Here is a 14,225-nt window from a genome sequence, read left to right on the forward strand (position 1 = left end):
CATCGGCGGTTCCGGCATGCGCGCCCGGCCTAAATCCCGGCGATCCGGGCGAGGTGCCAGTCGCTATCCGCCCACAGCACCTCGATCGCCATCGCGCGCTTCACATAATGGCCGACCGGCAGTTCGTCGGTCATGCCCATGCCGCCGTGAAGCTGGATCGCCTGCTGCCCGACGAAGCGGCAGGCGCGGGCGACATTGACCATCGCGCTCGACACCGCTCGGGCGCGTTCGGGCGCCGCTTCCCCGAGCGCCTCGACCGCGAGCCATGCCGACGAGCGTGCCAGCTCGCATTCGAGATACATGTCGACCATGCGGTGTTGGAGCGCCTGAAAGCCGGCGATCGGCTGGCCGAACTGGCGCCGCTGGCCGGTGTAGGCGATCGTCTGTTCGAGCAGGTTGTCGAGCAGGCCCACCGCCTCGGCCGCTAGCAACGCGAGCGCGCGGTCGCGGGCTTCTTCGAGCAGGTCGAGCGCGCCGCCTTCGGGGCCGATCAGGGCATCGGCGGGGAGGGCGTGGTTCTCGAAAACCAGATCGGCGGCGGGGTGGCTGTCGATCGTCCGGTACGGCGACAGCCGGAGGCCTTCGGTCCGGGCTGGGTCGATCCGGAAGAGCGACAGCGCGTCGGCGCCGGTGTGCGCGGCGACCAATAGGACATCGGCTTCGGCCGCCCAGCCGACGACCGCCTTGGTCCCGTCGAGGCGCCAGCCGTCGCCGTCGCGCCGTGCGTGCGTCTCGATGCCCGCAAAATCATAGCGCATAGCCGGCTCGGCCCAAGCGAGGGTCGCGATTGCCGTGGCGGGCAAGGCCGGGGCGTTGCAGCGATCGAGCAGCCACGCCGCCGTCGCCACGTCGGCGAAGGGCAGATGCGCGCGCGTGCGGCCGATCTCTTCGGCGATGATCGCACCCTGTTGCGCGTCGAGCAGCGCGGCGTCGATGCCGAGCCGTTCGGCAAAATCGGGCCAGCGAGGAGCTTCGTCCCTGCCCAGATACGCCCGCACCGCGTCCCGCAGCATCGTCTGTTCGGTTTCGGATAGCGGGGCGCTCATCGTGCCATCCCCGCCAGCGAACGCCAGATGATATTCTTCTGCACCTCGGTCGAGCCGCCGTAGATCGTCTGGGCGCGCTCGAAGAGATAGGATTGCACGGCCACCGGGCCGAACGGCGTGGTCGCCGGCGCCGCCGCTGCCCAGTCGGCCTCGCCGCGATCGAGCATCGGCAGCCGGTTACGGCCGGCGACGTCGATGCCCAACTCGGTGATCGCCTGCGCGCATTCGGTGCAGGCGATCTTGAGCGCCGCGGCGGTCGCCATCGAAATCTCGCTGCGCAGCGCGCGCAGGATCGAGGCCTCGATCGCCGCGAGCCGCGCCGCGACGCGGGCATGGGCGAGACGGAAAGCCGGGTCGCGGTCCATCGTGCCGCCGCCGTTCGCGGGCAGCCGTCCCGCTTCTTCGAGCAGCTTGGCGAGATCGCGCTTCTTCGATCCGATATGCGCGTAGGACAGGCGCTCGTTCTTGAGCAGGACATTGGCATAGTGCCAGGCCTGACCCTCGTCGCCGATGCGGTTGGTGACCGGCACGCGGACATTGTCGAATTCGATGCGATTGAGCTCGTCCGACCCGTCGATCAGCCGGATCGGGTGGACGCTGATCCCGGGCAGGTCCAGCGGCGCGCAGATCAGCGAAATGCCCTGCTGCTTGCGCTCCTCGCGGCTGGTGCGCGCGAGGCAGAATATCCAGTCGGCCCACTGCGCGCCCGACGTCCAGATCTTCGTGCCGTTGAGGATATAATCGTCGCCGTCGCGCACCGCCGAAAAGCGCAGCGAGGCGAGATCGGAGCCGGCTTCGGGCTCCGAATAGCCCTGCGCCCAGAAACTGCGCGATTCGAGGATCGCGGGCAGCCAGTCGGCCTTCTGCTGGTCCGATCCGAACGCCGCGATGATCGGCCCGATATAGATCACCGCCATCGGAATGATCGCGGCGGCGTGCGCCAGTTCGAGTTCCTGATCGAAGATATAGCGTTCGGCCGGCGTCCAGCCGGTGCCGCCGACCTCGCGCGGCCAGCCGACGCCGAGCCAGCCGCGCGCGTTCAGCGCGCGCTGCGCGTCGATATGGTCCTGCTTGGTAAGCCGCTGTCCCGCCTTGTTCCTGGCGATGACGTGCGCGGGATAGTCGCGTGCGAAAAACGTCCGCACGGCATCGCGAAACTCGGTTTCTTCGGCAGTCAGTTTGAGCACGTCGGGATCCTGTCGACAGGGTGGGACAGCGGGTTGCGGCCCCACCCTAGAACATGGTCAGGACGCGCGGAAGGTGACCGGCAGCGTTTTGAGCACCCGCGATTCCCCGACCGCGAAATCGGGCTGGAAATCGGAGCGGATCTTGAGGTCGGGCAGGCGCTCGAAGATCGAGCGGATCATCATTTCGAGCAGCGCCTTGGCGAAATGCTGGCCGATGCAGATATGCGCGCCGCCGCCGAAGCCCAGATGATCGTGCTCGCTGCGCACTGCCCGGTCGAAGCGGACCTCGTTGGGGTCGGCGAAATGGCCGGGGTCGTGGTTCGCGGCGCCGTTCATCGCCATGATGTAATCGCCGGCCTTGAGCGGACAGCCCTCGAGCTCGGTGTCGCGCGTAACGGTGCGCCGCAACCCCTGGATCGGCGAGGCGTAGCGCACGAATTCCTGCAGCGCGGTCGGGAAATCGATTTCGCCGCTCAGCAGCTTTGCGCGCTCCTCGGGATGTTCGATCAGGTACCAGAGCGACATGCCCGCGACCGCGCTGGTCGTGTCGAGCCCGCCGAACAGCACCAGCGTCGCGATGCCGACGATTTCGTCATCGGTCAGCTTTTCACCGCCGATTTCGGCGTCGATCAGCGTCTGCATCAGATCGTCCTCGGGCGGCGACTGCCGCCGCCGCGCGGCAAATTCATACAGATACTGGCTGAGCTCGAGGCCATATTGGCCGCAGGTTTCGGGATCCTCGACGCGCATGCGGGTGAGGAAGTCGATCTTGTGCGACAATATTTCCCAGTCCGCGCGGGGCACGCCGAGGAAGGGCATGATCACCGTCGCGAGCGTCGGGCGGACGAGCTGTTCCTGCAATTCGGCCTCGCCGGCCGGGACGATCGCGTCGAGCAGCTCGGTGATGATCGCCTCGAAACGCGGGCGATATTTCTGGATCGCGTCGGGCAGGAAGATCGGGTTGAGCAGCTTGCGCATCCGCGTCTGCTGCGGCGGGTCGAGGTCGATGGGATAGAGCGCCAGCGGCTGCTTGGGCAGTGCGGTGCCGTCGGCCGAACTGAAGGTCCGGAAATCGTCATAGACGCGGCGCGTCGCGGCATAGTTGGTGGTGTACCAGAAGCCGCCAAGCTGTTCCGAGCGTGCGACCGGACAGCCGCCGGCGCGGACCTTGTCATAGAAGTCATAGGGGCGCTGCATCAGCGTGCGGTCGTGCTGGCTGAATTCTTCCACCGCATAGTCTTTGACGTCCGCCATCGATCGATCCTCTCGCCTGTGCCACCCGCGGGCCTTTTCGCGATGCAATTTCGATCAAATGGCAAGCCGTGTCAACCAATCGATTAATTGTTTTCTTCTTTCGTGGGCAGGAAAATGGCACTTTCCGGCGATTTTTGTCTCGGGAGCGTGACTTTACATTTCGAAGAATATGGACAGTCGGCGAAAAGGATGAGAGGTTCTAACCGATCAACTAACTGGAGCGAATCATGCGGCCAGCGACGGGCGAGGACGGCGACCATATAACCTTCTGCCGCATCTGCACGGCGGTATGCGGGCTGGTGGCGACGGTCGAGGACGGCAAGGTCGTGCGCGCGCGGCCCGACCCCGACAACCCGTCGTCGCAGGGCCATGCCTGCGTGAAAGGCATCGCCTATCATGGCGTGACCCACGACCCCGACCGCGTGACGCGGCCGATGAAGCGCGTCGCGCCTGGCCGCTTCGAGCCGGTGAGCTGGGACGAAGCGCTGGACGATATCGCGGCGCGGCTGTCGGCGATCATCGCCGAGCACGGCCCCGACGCCGTGGCGAGCTATCAGGGCAATCCGCCCGCCTATGCCACCGACGGCATGACGGGGTTCCGCATGTTCCTGAAGGCGCTCGGTACGACCAAAATCTATGGCGCGGGCTCGCAGGACACCAACGCCCGCTTCACCGCCAACTGGATACTCTACGGCAGCCCGCTGACGATCGACGTGCCCGACGTCAACAATGCCGACTTCATGCTGATCTTCGGCGCCAACCCGCTGATCTCACACGGCTCGCTGATCTTCACCCCGCGCGTCCGGCACCAGCTCGACGCGGTCGCGGCGCGCGGCGGGGTCGTCGTCGTCGACCCGCGGCGCAGCGAGACCGCGGCGCGCTACGAACATGTCGCGATCGAGCCCAATTCGGATTGCTGGCTGATGCTCGCGATGCTCAAGACGCTTGCCGACGAGGGGCTGGCCGACGAGGCGTTTCTTGCCGAGCGTTGCGCGGGCTGGGGCGAGTTGCAGGTGGCGCTCGCGGGCATCGATTATGACGATACCGCCCGGCGTACGGGGATCGATGTCGAAACGATCAAGACCCTCGCGCGCCGCCTGACCGCCAGCCCGAAATCGGTGTGTTACGGCCGCGTCGGCATCTGCCGCGGGCCGCATGCGACGCTCGCGAACTTCCTGCTGTCGGCGCTCAACATGGTCGGCGGCACCTTCGGACACGAAGGGGGCAGCACGTTCGCGACGCCGGTGCTTGCCGGCAGCGACCGTGCTACCACCGGCGGCTATGACGAGGTGCGCAGCCGCGTCGGCAATTTCCCCAGCGTGACGCAATTCCTGCCGTCGGCGGTGATGCCCGACGACATTCTCGAACCCGGCCCGGGCAAGGTCCGCGCGCTCCTGTCGCTCGGCGGCAATGTGCTGCTCGCGGCGCCGGGCGGCGACCGGCTGCGGCGCGGGCTCGAACAGCTCGAGCTATCGGTGTCCTTCGACCTTTATATCAACGAGGCGGGGTCCTACGCCGATTATGTATTACCCGGCCTGACCTTCTACGAGCGCGCCGACCTGCCGATGGTGCCCTTCATGAGCATGGTGCAGCCCTTCCTGCAATATGCCGAGCCGGTGATCCCGCCGGTCGGCGACGCACGGAGCGAGTTCGACACCTTCTGCGATATATTGGCGCGGATGGGGCTGCGCATGCCCGCCGCTTCGCCCGATGAGGTGGCGGCGCAGGCGGCGGGCGGGCAGATGCGTCCGCTCGAAGTGCTCGACGGCGCGATCCGGCAGGGACCGGCGGGTGTCCATGGCGACTGGTCGATCGACAAGTTGCGCGACCATCCGCACGGCGTGATGCTCGACATTCCCATACCTTGGGGCAATCAGGAGAAAATCGCGCATGCCGACGGCCGCATCCATCTGTGGGACGATATGGTCGCCGCCGAACTCGGCCGCCTGTTCGCGGCGGCGCCGGTCGAAGGGCTGAAGCTGCTGTCGCGGCGCGACATGCGTTCGCACAATGGATGGCTCCACAATGTCGACCGGCTGATCCGCTCGCAGAAGCCGACCTTGCATATCCATCCCGACGATGCGGCCGAGCGCGGCCTCGCCGACGGCGACCGTGCGACCTTGTCGAACCGCTTCGGCGCGATCGAGGTCGAGGTCGAGATCAATGACGATCACCGGCGGGGTACCGTTTCCTATCCGCATTGCTTCGGGCATGACACGGGCGGCTGGCAGCGCGCGAACCGGGCCGGCGGCGCAAACGTCAACATCCTGCTCGGGCACGGCCCCGATGTCGTCGAGGCGGTGTCGGGGACGACGCTGATGGACGGGATCGCGGTCGAGGTGACCGCGCTACAGCCGGCGTGAACGCGTTGGCGTCAGGGCGCGAGGCCGCGCAGATAGATGTCGCAGACCATCTCGGCATATTTCTGCTTGATGCCATCGTCGAGCTTCGCGACCCCCAAGGTCGACGGCACGGAATAGCCGGCGTGGAAAATATGGTCGGCCGCGCCGACGAGGCAATAATAGAGCAGCCCCGGATCGACGTCCTTGAGCACGCCTTCGCGCACCCCCTGCGCGACGATGTCGCGATAGACCTCGATCATCGGCTCGATGAAGATTTGCGCGACGCGCTTGCTCGCCGCGGGGCTGCCGGACTCGACCATATAGTGGATCAGCCGGTTGATGTAGGGCGAGCGATAATAGGCGTTGATGATGCCGTTGATATGGATCTTCAGCTTCTTTTGCGCCGGAATGTCCATTTCGCTGAGCGCCTTGAGCGCGGTCATCGCGGTCTCGGCATCGCGTTCGAGCACCGCGAGCAGCAGCCCTTCCTTGTTGCCGAAATAATATTTGATCATCGCGCTGTTCACCGACGCGCGCTGCGAAATCTCGTTGAGCGACACGTCGATCGTCGTCGCCTCGGACAGCAGCTGTGCCGTCGCGTTCAAAAGCGCCTCGGCCGATGCCGAACGTTCCTCGCGCCGGGCTGCCTTGATCGTCAAGCCGCTGTCTTTGTCCATGCTGATGTCCGTTGTCTCCGCCCGGCCTACCGTTGGGACTCGGGAAGGAAGACTGTCAAGCCCTCCAGATCGTCGGTCATCGCGATCTGGCACGACAGGCGGCTGTTCGGGCGCGGGTCGTTGACGCAGTCGAGCATCTCGCTTTCGTCGGCGCCGGCGGGGCCGACGCGCTCCAGCCAGTCGGGGGCGATATAGATGTGGCACGTCGCACAGGCACAGACGCCGCCGCAATCGGCCTCGATCCCTTCGACCATATTGTCACGCGCGCCGCGCATGACGGAATCGCCGACCTCGATCTCGATCGTCTCGACACTCCCGTCCGCTGCATGGAAATTCACGCTCGGCATATGCTTTTCCCCGTCCCGGCCATGGTGGATCAATCCACTTTCAATCGATCAATTAATATTGCATGGTGACGGTGTCAACGAATGCGCTTATGCAGCGCAAATTAATTAGTCGATTGATGGAGAGGCCATGTCGGGCGAGGAAGCGGACTATATCGTCGTGGGCGGGGGCAGCGCGGGTTGCGTCCTGGCGGCGCGGTTGAGCGAGGATCCGGGCGTCCGCGTCGCGCTGGTCGAGGCGGGCGGCGAATCGACCGGCCTGATGGTCCAGATGCCCGTCGGCTTCGCCAAGATGCTCGTCGACGACCGTTACGACTGGAAATATTGGCAACAGCCCGACCCGTCGATCAACGGGCGGCGCTTCATCTGGTCGGGCGGGCGGATGCTCGGCGGCGGCAGCGCGATCAACGGCCAGGTTTATATCCGCGGCACGCGCGCCGACTTCGACGCGTGGGAACGGCTGGGCGCCACCGGCTGGAATTTCGACAGCGTCTTTCCCTATTTCCTGCGCAGCGAGAGCTGGAGCGGTGCGCCGAACCAGAGTCACGGATCGCAGGGGCCGCTGTCGGTGTCGCCGATGCGCGACCCGCATCCGCTGTGCGACCTGTTTCTCCGTGCCTGCGAGCAATATGGCCTCGCGCGGCTCGACGATTATAACGGCGGGCAGATGGAGGGCGCGTACCTCACGCAGGCGACGCAGCGCGACGGCTGGCGCTGCAGCACCGAAAAGGCCTATCTTCGCGACGCGCGGAAGCGGCCCAATCTGATGACCGTCACCCATGCGCATGTCGAAACGATCATTATCGAAAATGGCGAGGCGGTCGGCATCCGCTACCGGCAGGGCGGCGATGCCAAGGTGCTGCGCGCGCGCCGCGAGGTGATCGTCTCGTCGGGATCGATGGGATCGCCGGCGCTGCTGCTGCGCTCGGGGATCGGTGCCGGCGACTATCTGCAATCGCGCGGCATTGCGGTGCAGGCCGACCGGCCCGAGGTCGGCCACAATTTGCAGGAACATCCCGGCATTACCCAGAACAAGTTCGTCAGCGTGCCGACGCTCAACAGTCAGGTCGGCCCGCTCGACATGGTCCGCCACCTCACCAAATTCTTCTGGAACAAGACGGGGCCGATGGGCGCCCCCGCAGTGCAGGCAATGGGCCTCGCGCGGACGCGCGACGGGCTCGACGAACCCGACGTCCAGCTCCATTTCATGCCGCTCGCCTATAATGTCGAGCCCGAGACGGTGTCGTCGGCCGAGGCGGTGATGCCGAAGGAACCGTGCATCAGCATCAACGTCTCGCTGACGCGGCCGAAGTCGCGTGGCCGCGTCGAACTCGGCGATGCGCTCGAACCGGTGATCCATCACAAATTGCTCGGCGAGCGCGCCGACGTCGATACGCTGATCGGCGCGATGAAGCTGGTCGACCGGCTGTTCGCGATGCCGGCGCTCAGCGCGATCACGCTCGGCGACCGCTCGCCCGACCCGGTACCGACCGACGATGCCGGCTGGGAGGATTATGTCCGCGCCAAGACGATGATCACCTATCACCCCGTCGGGAGCTGTCGCATGGGGTCGGACGCCGGCTCGGTCGTCGACCCCGAGTGCCGCGTGCGCGGGGTCGGACGGCTGCGCGTCGCCGACGCCTCGATCATGCCGCAGATCACCAGCGGCAACACCAATGCCGCGACGATCATGATCGGCGAGAAGGCCGCCGAGCTGATCCGCACCGCCGCATGAGCAGTACCGGCGCCTATGATTTCGAGCACATAGCGGTCGAACGGCCGGCCCCCGGCCTCGTCCTGCTGACGCTCAACCGGCCCGAGCGGATGAATGCGACCAACGACGTGCTGCACGGCGAACTCGTTCGCTTACCCGCGCTGATCGACGCCGACCCGGATGCCCGCGCCGCGGTGGTGACCGGGGCAGGGCGCGCCTTTTGCGTCGGGGGAGACTGGGCCGATATCGCGAGCGACGGCAATGATTATGCCAACAAGATCCGGATGATGCGCGAAACCTCGCAGATCCTGACTGCGTTGATCGAGATGCGCAAACCGCTCGTCTCGGCGATCAACGGGCCTGCCGCCGGGATCGGCCTTGCGCTCGGGCTGCTCGCCGATATTTCGGTCGTGAACGAAGAGGCGAACCTCTCCGACGGACATCTGCGCATCGGGCTTGCCGCGGGCGATCATGCCGCGATGGTGTGGCCTTTGCTCTGTTCGATGGCGAAGGCGAAGCGCTATTTGCTCACCGGCGACAAATTGAACGGCCGCGAGGCCGAGCGGATCGGGCTCGTCTCGGACGCGGTGCCCGCCGCCGACGTGCTGTCGCTCGCGCTGCGCTATGCCGCGACGCTCGCCGAGCGCTCGCCGCTCGCGGTCGAGCTCAGCAAGCGCGCGCTCAACCATTGGTGGCGTCAGGCCATGCCGATTTTCGAAGCGTCGCTGGGTTACGAGATGGTGACCGCCTTCGACCCCGACCAAGCGGCCTATGTGCCGTCCAAAAGCTGAGGAACTGCCGATGACCACCGAACCGACGCTGATCGTCGCCACCCCCACGCCGGGCGTGCTGCACCTGACCTTCAACCGGCCCGACGTGCACAACGCCTATGACACGCCGACCTTTACGGCCTTTGCCGAACAGCTCGACCGCGCCGCGAGCGATCCCGATATCCGCGCCATCGTGATCAGCGCGCGCGGGGGAAAGGCGTTCAGCGCCGGTTTCGACATCCATGAGATGGCCGGCTTCGATGCCGCCACGATGCGCCGCGCCTTCGAGACGCGCGATCCGGTGTTCGGCCGCGTCGCCGCACATCCGCTGCCGATCATCGCCGCGATCGACGGCATCTGCTTCGGCGCGGGCGCGCTGCTCGCGCTCGCCTGCGACATGCGCATCGCCACCCCCGGCTTTCGCTTCAAGGTCACCGCCGTCGGCTATGGCTGCGCCAACGCAACCTGGTCGCTGCCGCGCGCGGTCGGCGCGCCGCGCGCCAAGGCGATCCTGATGACCGGGCAGGTCGTCGGAGCCGAGGAGGCAGAGCGCATCGGGCTGGTCAATGCGGTCGTCGAAGCGTCCGAACTCGACGCGCATGCCATCGCGCTTGCCTCGGCCATCGCCGGGCATCCGCCGCAGGGGATCAAGGGCATCAAGACGCTCGTCGACGGCAGCCTGACGCGCTCGCCGATCGAGGGCTGGCAGGCCGAATATGACTGGATGATCGCCAGCATGACCGACGCCCCGGGGGGCGGCGAGACGTTCGGAAAATTCCTGTCCGAGCACGACGACCACAAACGCTGAACACGACATCAGGAGAGTAGAATGATCGGCCAAGCCAACGCGCAGGTGGCGCATCCCGACCGGCTTTTCATCGGCGGACGCTGGATTCCCGTCGAGGGTAGCGCTCGCTTCACCGTGACCAACCCCGCGACCGAGGAAGCGTTCGGCGAAGTCGTCGCGGCAGGCGCGCCCGAGGTCGAGCGCGCGGTCGCGGCGGCGCGCAAGGCGTTCGACGAGGGTCCTTGGCCGCGGATGTCCGCCGCCGAGCGCGCAACCTACATGCGCGCCTTGTCGCAGGCGCTGCAGCGCCGCGGCGCCGCGCTCGACAGCGCGTGGATTTCGCAGGTCGGGGTGCCGATCTGGATGGCGCAGGGCTCGGGGGCGGGCACCGCGGGGCTGCTCGATTATTATGCCGGGCTCGCCGAGGCCTATCCGTTCGAGGATGTCCGCCCGTCGAATGGCATGATGTCGAAGGTTGCGGTAGTTGTGCGTGAGCCTGTCGGCGTCGTCGCGGCGATCGCGCCGTGGAACGGCCCGCTCGCCTCGCTGCTCATCAAGCTCGCTCCCGCGCTCGCGACCGGATGCACCGTCATCCTGAAACCCGCGCCCGAAACCCCGCTCGAGGCGTTCATGCTCGCCGAGGCCGCCGAGGAGGCGGGCTTCCCCGAAGGTGTGATCAACCTGCTGCCCGCCGACCGCGAGGCGTCGGACCTGCTCATCCGCCATCCTGGCGTCGACAAGGTCGCCTTCACCGGCTCGACCGAGGTCGGGCTGCATATCGCGCAGGTCTGCGCCGGCCGCATGGCGCGCTTCACGATGGAACTGGGCGGCAAGTCGGCGGCGATCGTGCTCGACGATTTCGAGCCCGAGGCGATGGGCCCCGCGCTGGCGCCGATGATCACCCTGCTCTGCGGCCAGGTGTGCATCAATTTCAGCCGCGTGCTCGTGCCCAGAGCGCGCAAGGATGCCTATGTCGAAAGCCTTGCCGCGGCAATGGCGGCGACCAGCATCGGCGACCCACTCGACGCGAACACGATGATGGGCCCGCTCGCGATGGCGCGGCACCATGCCAAGGTGTCGAGCTATTTCGACAAGGGCGTCGCCGAGGGCGCGCGCATCGCCACCGGCGGCCGCCGCCCGCCCGCGCTCAACAGCGGCTATTATGTCGAGCCGACGGTGTTCGCTGATGCGACCAACGACATGGCGATCGCACAGGAGGAAATCTTCGGCCCCGTCACTGCGGTCATCCCCTATGACAGCGTCGAGGAAGCGATCGCTATCGCCAACGACAGCCAGTTCGGCCTGTCGGGTGGCGTTTATACGCACGACACCGATCGCGCCTATGGCGTCGCGCGGCGTATCCGCACCGGCCATTTCACCCAGAACGGGCGCGATTTCGACCTGACCAATCCCTTCGGCGGCTTCAAGAAATCGGGCGTCGGGCGCGAGGGCGGACCCGAAGGCATCGAGCCCTTCACCGAGGTCAAGACCGTGTTCCTGCCGCAGGCGCCGAGCGTACTCGCATGAGCATTTATGTCGCCGGCCTGTTCGACGTCGCGGGCAAGCGCGCGCTGGTCACCGGCGCGACCTCGGGCATCGGCCGGATGATCGCGCGCGGGCTGGCGCAGGCGGGTGTCGAAGTGTGGGTCGTCGCGCGCGGCGCCGACGACGTCGATGCGATTGTCGGGGAATTGGGCGGCAAGGCGCAGGGTGTCGTGGCTGATGTCGCGACCGAGGACGGCATCGCGCGGATCGCCGAGGCGCTCGGCGACCGGCCGCTTCATATCCTCGTCAACAATGCGGGGACCGATCGCCCGACCCCGCTCGACGCCGAGGGGCGCGAGGATTTCGACGCGGTGCTTGGGCTCAACCTCACCGCGCCCTTCCTGCTGACGCGCAAACTGCTCCCGCAGCTCGAAGGCGCCGCCAGCCCCGGCGATCCGGCGCGCGTGATCAACATCGCCTCGATCGCCGCCCTCAATCCCGGCCATCTCGAAAATTTTGCTTATGCGTCGAGCAAGAGCGGGGTCGCGATGATGTCGCGCCATCTCGGCCGCCATCTCGCCAAGCGCAACATCAGCTGCAACGCGATCGCGCCGGGGCTCTTTCCGTCGCGGCTGACCGAGCAATTTCTCGGTATGGGGGAGGCGGACGAGGTCCCCAAGGCGTTCGTTTCGCCGCTCGGTGCACGGGCGGGCGAGATGGACGATATCGCGGGCGCGGTGATCTATCTTTCGTCGCGCGCGGGCGCCTGGGTGACCGGCGTGCTACTCCCGGTGAGCGGAGGGATTTCAACCGTTAGTTGAGTATTGGGGAGCGGCCTCATTTGTTTGTCATCCCCGCGAAAGCGGGGACCCAGAGCATGCATCGGCCTACCCTACACTGGGTTCCCGCTTTCGCGGGAATGACGACGTTGGGAAACATCAGCTAGCGGGCCTAACCGCCCGTCCGACGCAATCCTAATCCACCCCGAAGATTGCCGAACTGATCGTCGGCGCGCCGGGTCCGCCGGCGAGCAGACAGGTCTGCGCGTTCGGCACCGGGTTCGGGCTTTCGCCGCGCAGGCAGCGCACCGCTTCAACCGCGGTGACAAAGCCGTGGACGAAGCCATGCGCGAGGTTCCCGCCCGAGGTGTTGACCGGCAGCTTGCCCGACGGCGCGATCAGATTCTCGAAGCGCACGACCTCGGCGACATTCTCATAGGTGCAGAAACCGTGATCGATCAGCGACGCGATGCCCTGCGCGCTGAAATTCTCATAAAGCTGGACGACGTCGATATCGGCGGGGGTCAGCCCGGCGGTGCCGTAGAGCCGGTCGCGGATGGCGCGGAAGCCGGCGGTCGGATAGAGGTCGGTCGCGTCGTTTTCGAGCAGGTCGCCATAACCTGCTTCGGTGCCCTGTGCGACCGACAGCAATTTGACCGGTTTCTTCTTCAGGTCGCGCGCCATCTCGGTCGACACGAGCAGGATCGCCCCGGCACCGTCGTTCTCGCGGCTGCAATCGAACAGGTGGAAGGGTTCGGCGATGATCCGCGAGCCGCGATATTCTTGCGTGTCGAACTCTTTGCCATAGGCGACCGCTTCGGGATTGCGGCTGCCGTGGTAATAGGAAGCGCGGACCAGTTCCTCGCACAGCTCGTACGGCACGCCGTGATATTCGAACATCCGCTGCGCACGCATCGCGCAGACCTGCGCGGGCGCGAGGATGCCCGACGACACCATATGGTCGTTGAGGTGGTGCGCCATCACGGCGGCCGACAGCCGCCCGCTATTGCCCTCGACCAGTGCGCGGAACACGACGACGGCGCGCGCCTGGCCGGTCAGGATCGCCGAGGCAGCGATGCCGAAGGCGCCAGCGATGCCGCCGCCGCCGCCGCCCCACACCTGCGCCGACCAGTTGATCGCCTTGGTGCCGAGATCGGGCATCAGCCGCACGGGCTCGTTCTTGTCGTCGCCATAGGAGACGAAGCCGTCGACGTCGGCAGGGTCGAACCCCGCATCCTCGCATGCATCGACGATCGCGCGGACGAGCACGCCGCGCTCGGGCAGGGGCGCGGTGCCGCGCTTGTACTGGCGATAGCCGACGCCGGCGGCCGCCGTCAGGCCGGACAGATTGGGGGTCATGCAAGTCTCCAGCGCAGCGCAGGAATTTCTGCGTCACCGAAGGCGGTGCGCGCGATGGTGCCGGCGACGGGGGCGCCGATCTTCAGGCCCGCTTCGTCGCCTTCGAGCACGCCGACCAGGCGCACCGGCACGGCATCGAGGGTGACGACGAGCGTCGCAAAGGGTTTGGCAAAGGCTTCGGTGCCGCCGAAGGGGTGGTGGGTGCGGGTGTATGTGAAGACCGTGCCGGTCAGCGGCTGCTCGACCCATTCATGGTCCCAGCCGCCGCACGCGCTGCAACGCCAGACCGCCGGCCAATGCCAGTGTCCGCATCCCGTGCAGCGCGGCAATTCGAGCCGCCCTTCCAGAAGCGCATCCCAATAGCGCCCTTCGGCGCCGATCGGGCCCGTTGCCGAATGATAGGTCATTCGCCCCGCATCCTTTCCCGCCGCTCTCCAGCGGCCATTGCATCATTTATCTACACTATATAGATTCGATGCCG

The 14,225-nt window shown here is 66.5% G+C and carries 13 protein-coding genes; 6 read left to right on the top strand and 7 right to left on the bottom strand.

The features are described 5' to 3' along the window. Positions 1 to 29 precede the first annotated feature (29 nt). From LH19_RS02930 to LH19_RS02940, 3 genes are read right to left on the bottom strand one after another with little or no spacing between them, the layout of a single operon-like run. Entirely contained in the window at positions 30 to 1,046 is a 1,017-nt protein-coding gene (locus tag LH19_RS02930) for an acyl-CoA dehydrogenase family protein (RefSeq protein ID WP_054724785.1), read from the bottom strand. After that, on the bottom strand, positions 1,043 to 2,233 hold the full coding sequence (locus LH19_RS02935; RefSeq protein WP_054724786.1) for an acyl-CoA dehydrogenase family protein: 1,191 nt from the start codon (positions 2,231 to 2,233) through the stop codon (positions 1,043 to 1,045). The genes LH19_RS02930 and LH19_RS02935 overlap by 4 nt, the downstream gene beginning before the upstream one ends. 57 nt (positions 2,234 to 2,290) lie before the next feature. Further along, complete coding sequence (locus tag LH19_RS02940) at positions 2,291 to 3,487, bottom strand: cytochrome P450 (RefSeq protein ID WP_054724789.1); 1,197 nt, start codon at positions 3,485 to 3,487, stop codon at positions 2,291 to 2,293. Positions 3,488 to 3,714: 227 nt separating this feature from the next. On the opposite strand from LH19_RS02940, the gene LH19_RS02945 reads away from it, so the two are divergent. Next, positions 3,715 to 5,850, top strand: a complete 2,136-nt coding sequence (locus tag LH19_RS02945) for a molybdopterin-containing oxidoreductase family protein (RefSeq protein WP_054724791.1) — start codon at positions 3,715 to 3,717, stop codon at positions 5,848 to 5,850. A gap of 11 nt (positions 5,851 to 5,861) precedes the next feature. On the opposite strand, the gene LH19_RS02950 is transcribed toward LH19_RS02945, so the two are convergent. Both LH19_RS02950 and LH19_RS02955 read right to left on the bottom strand, forming a co-directional pair. Continuing rightward, positions 5,862 to 6,506, bottom strand: a complete 645-nt coding sequence (locus LH19_RS02950) for a TetR family transcriptional regulator (RefSeq protein ID WP_054588818.1) — start codon at positions 6,504 to 6,506, stop codon at positions 5,862 to 5,864. A gap of 26 nt (positions 6,507 to 6,532) precedes the next feature. Continuing rightward, positions 6,533 to 6,853, bottom strand: coding sequence for a 2Fe-2S iron-sulfur cluster-binding family protein (locus LH19_RS02955; protein ID WP_054588817.1), 321 nt, complete (start codon positions 6,851 to 6,853; stop codon positions 6,533 to 6,535). A 127-nt stretch (positions 6,854 to 6,980) separates the two neighbouring features. On the opposite strand from LH19_RS02955, the gene LH19_RS02960 reads away from it, so the two are divergent. From LH19_RS02960 to LH19_RS02980, 5 genes are read left to right on the top strand one after another with little or no spacing between them, the layout of a single operon-like run. Then, positions 6,981 to 8,585: a GMC family oxidoreductase gene (locus LH19_RS02960; RefSeq protein ID WP_054724793.1), complete on the top strand. Its 1,605-nt coding sequence runs from the start codon at positions 6,981 to 6,983 to the stop codon at positions 8,583 to 8,585. After that, on the top strand, positions 8,582 to 9,355 hold the full coding sequence (locus LH19_RS02965; RefSeq protein WP_054724795.1) for an enoyl-CoA hydratase-related protein: 774 nt from the start codon (positions 8,582 to 8,584) through the stop codon (positions 9,353 to 9,355). Before LH19_RS02960 ends, LH19_RS02965 begins: the two co-directional genes overlap by 4 nt. A 10-nt stretch (positions 9,356 to 9,365) precedes the next feature. Continuing rightward, positions 9,366 to 10,142, top strand: coding sequence for an enoyl-CoA hydratase/isomerase family protein (locus LH19_RS02970; RefSeq protein WP_054724797.1), 777 nt, complete (start codon positions 9,366 to 9,368; stop codon positions 10,140 to 10,142). Positions 10,143 to 10,163: 21 nt separating this feature from the next. Then, on the top strand, positions 10,164 to 11,648 hold the full coding sequence (locus tag LH19_RS02975) for an aldehyde dehydrogenase (protein WP_054724799.1): 1,485 nt from the start codon (positions 10,164 to 10,166) through the stop codon (positions 11,646 to 11,648). Further along, positions 11,645 to 12,427: an SDR family NAD(P)-dependent oxidoreductase gene (locus LH19_RS02980; protein WP_054724800.1), complete on the top strand. Its 783-nt coding sequence runs from the start codon at positions 11,645 to 11,647 to the stop codon at positions 12,425 to 12,427. The genes LH19_RS02975 and LH19_RS02980 overlap by 4 nt, the downstream gene beginning before the upstream one ends. A gap of 153 nt (positions 12,428 to 12,580) precedes the next feature. Here the strand turns inward: LH19_RS02980 and LH19_RS02985 are convergent, their stop codons facing one another. Together LH19_RS02985 and LH19_RS02990 are read right to left on the bottom strand one after the other, a co-directional pair. Further along, the gene (locus LH19_RS02985; protein ID WP_054724802.1) at positions 12,581 to 13,744 is read right to left on the bottom strand and encodes a thiolase C-terminal domain-containing protein; all 1,164 of its coding nucleotides are present in this window, start codon (positions 13,742 to 13,744) and stop codon (positions 12,581 to 12,583) included. Further along, positions 13,741 to 14,151, bottom strand: a complete 411-nt coding sequence (locus tag LH19_RS02990; protein ID WP_054724804.1) for a Zn-ribbon domain-containing OB-fold protein — start codon at positions 14,149 to 14,151, stop codon at positions 13,741 to 13,743. The genes LH19_RS02985 and LH19_RS02990 overlap by 4 nt, the downstream gene beginning before the upstream one ends. Positions 14,152 to 14,225 lie beyond the last annotated feature (74 nt).

The organism is Sphingopyxis macrogoltabida (assembly GCF_001314325.1).
Taxonomy (GTDB): Bacteria; Pseudomonadota; Alphaproteobacteria; order Sphingomonadales; family Sphingomonadaceae; genus Sphingopyxis; species Sphingopyxis macrogoltabida.

Coding starts and splice junctions, on each gene's coding strand:
- LH19_RS02930 (WP_054724785.1), bottom strand. CDS start 1,046: ATGAGCGCCCCGCTATCCGAAACCGAACAGACGATGCTGCGGGACGCG.
- LH19_RS02940 (WP_054724789.1), bottom strand. CDS start 3,487: ATGGCGGACGTCAAAGACTATGCGGTGGAAGAATTCAGCCAGCACGAC.
- LH19_RS02945 (WP_054724791.1), top strand. CDS start 3,715: ATGCGGCCAGCGACGGGCGAGGACGGCGACCATATAACCTTCTGCCGC.
- LH19_RS02950 (WP_054588818.1), bottom strand. CDS start 6,506: ATGGACAAAGACAGCGGCTTGACGATCAAGGCAGCCCGGCGCGAGGAA.
- LH19_RS02955 (WP_054588817.1), bottom strand. CDS start 6,853: ATGCCGAGCGTGAATTTCCATGCAGCGGACGGGAGTGTCGAGACGATC.
- LH19_RS02960 (WP_054724793.1), top strand. CDS start 6,981: ATGTCGGGCGAGGAAGCGGACTATATCGTCGTGGGCGGGGGCAGCGCG.
- LH19_RS02965 (WP_054724795.1), top strand. CDS start 8,582: ATGAGCAGTACCGGCGCCTATGATTTCGAGCACATAGCGGTCGAACGG.
- LH19_RS02970 (WP_054724797.1), top strand. CDS start 9,366: ATGACCACCGAACCGACGCTGATCGTCGCCACCCCCACGCCGGGCGTG.
- LH19_RS02975 (WP_054724799.1), top strand. CDS start 10,164: ATGATCGGCCAAGCCAACGCGCAGGTGGCGCATCCCGACCGGCTTTTC.
- LH19_RS02980 (WP_054724800.1), top strand. CDS start 11,645: ATGAGCATTTATGTCGCCGGCCTGTTCGACGTCGCGGGCAAGCGCGCG.
- LH19_RS02985 (WP_054724802.1), bottom strand. CDS start 13,744: ATGACCCCCAATCTGTCCGGCCTGACGGCGGCCGCCGGCGTCGGCTAT.
- LH19_RS02990 (WP_054724804.1), bottom strand. CDS start 14,151: ATGACCTATCATTCGGCAACGGGCCCGATCGGCGCCGAAGGGCGCTAT.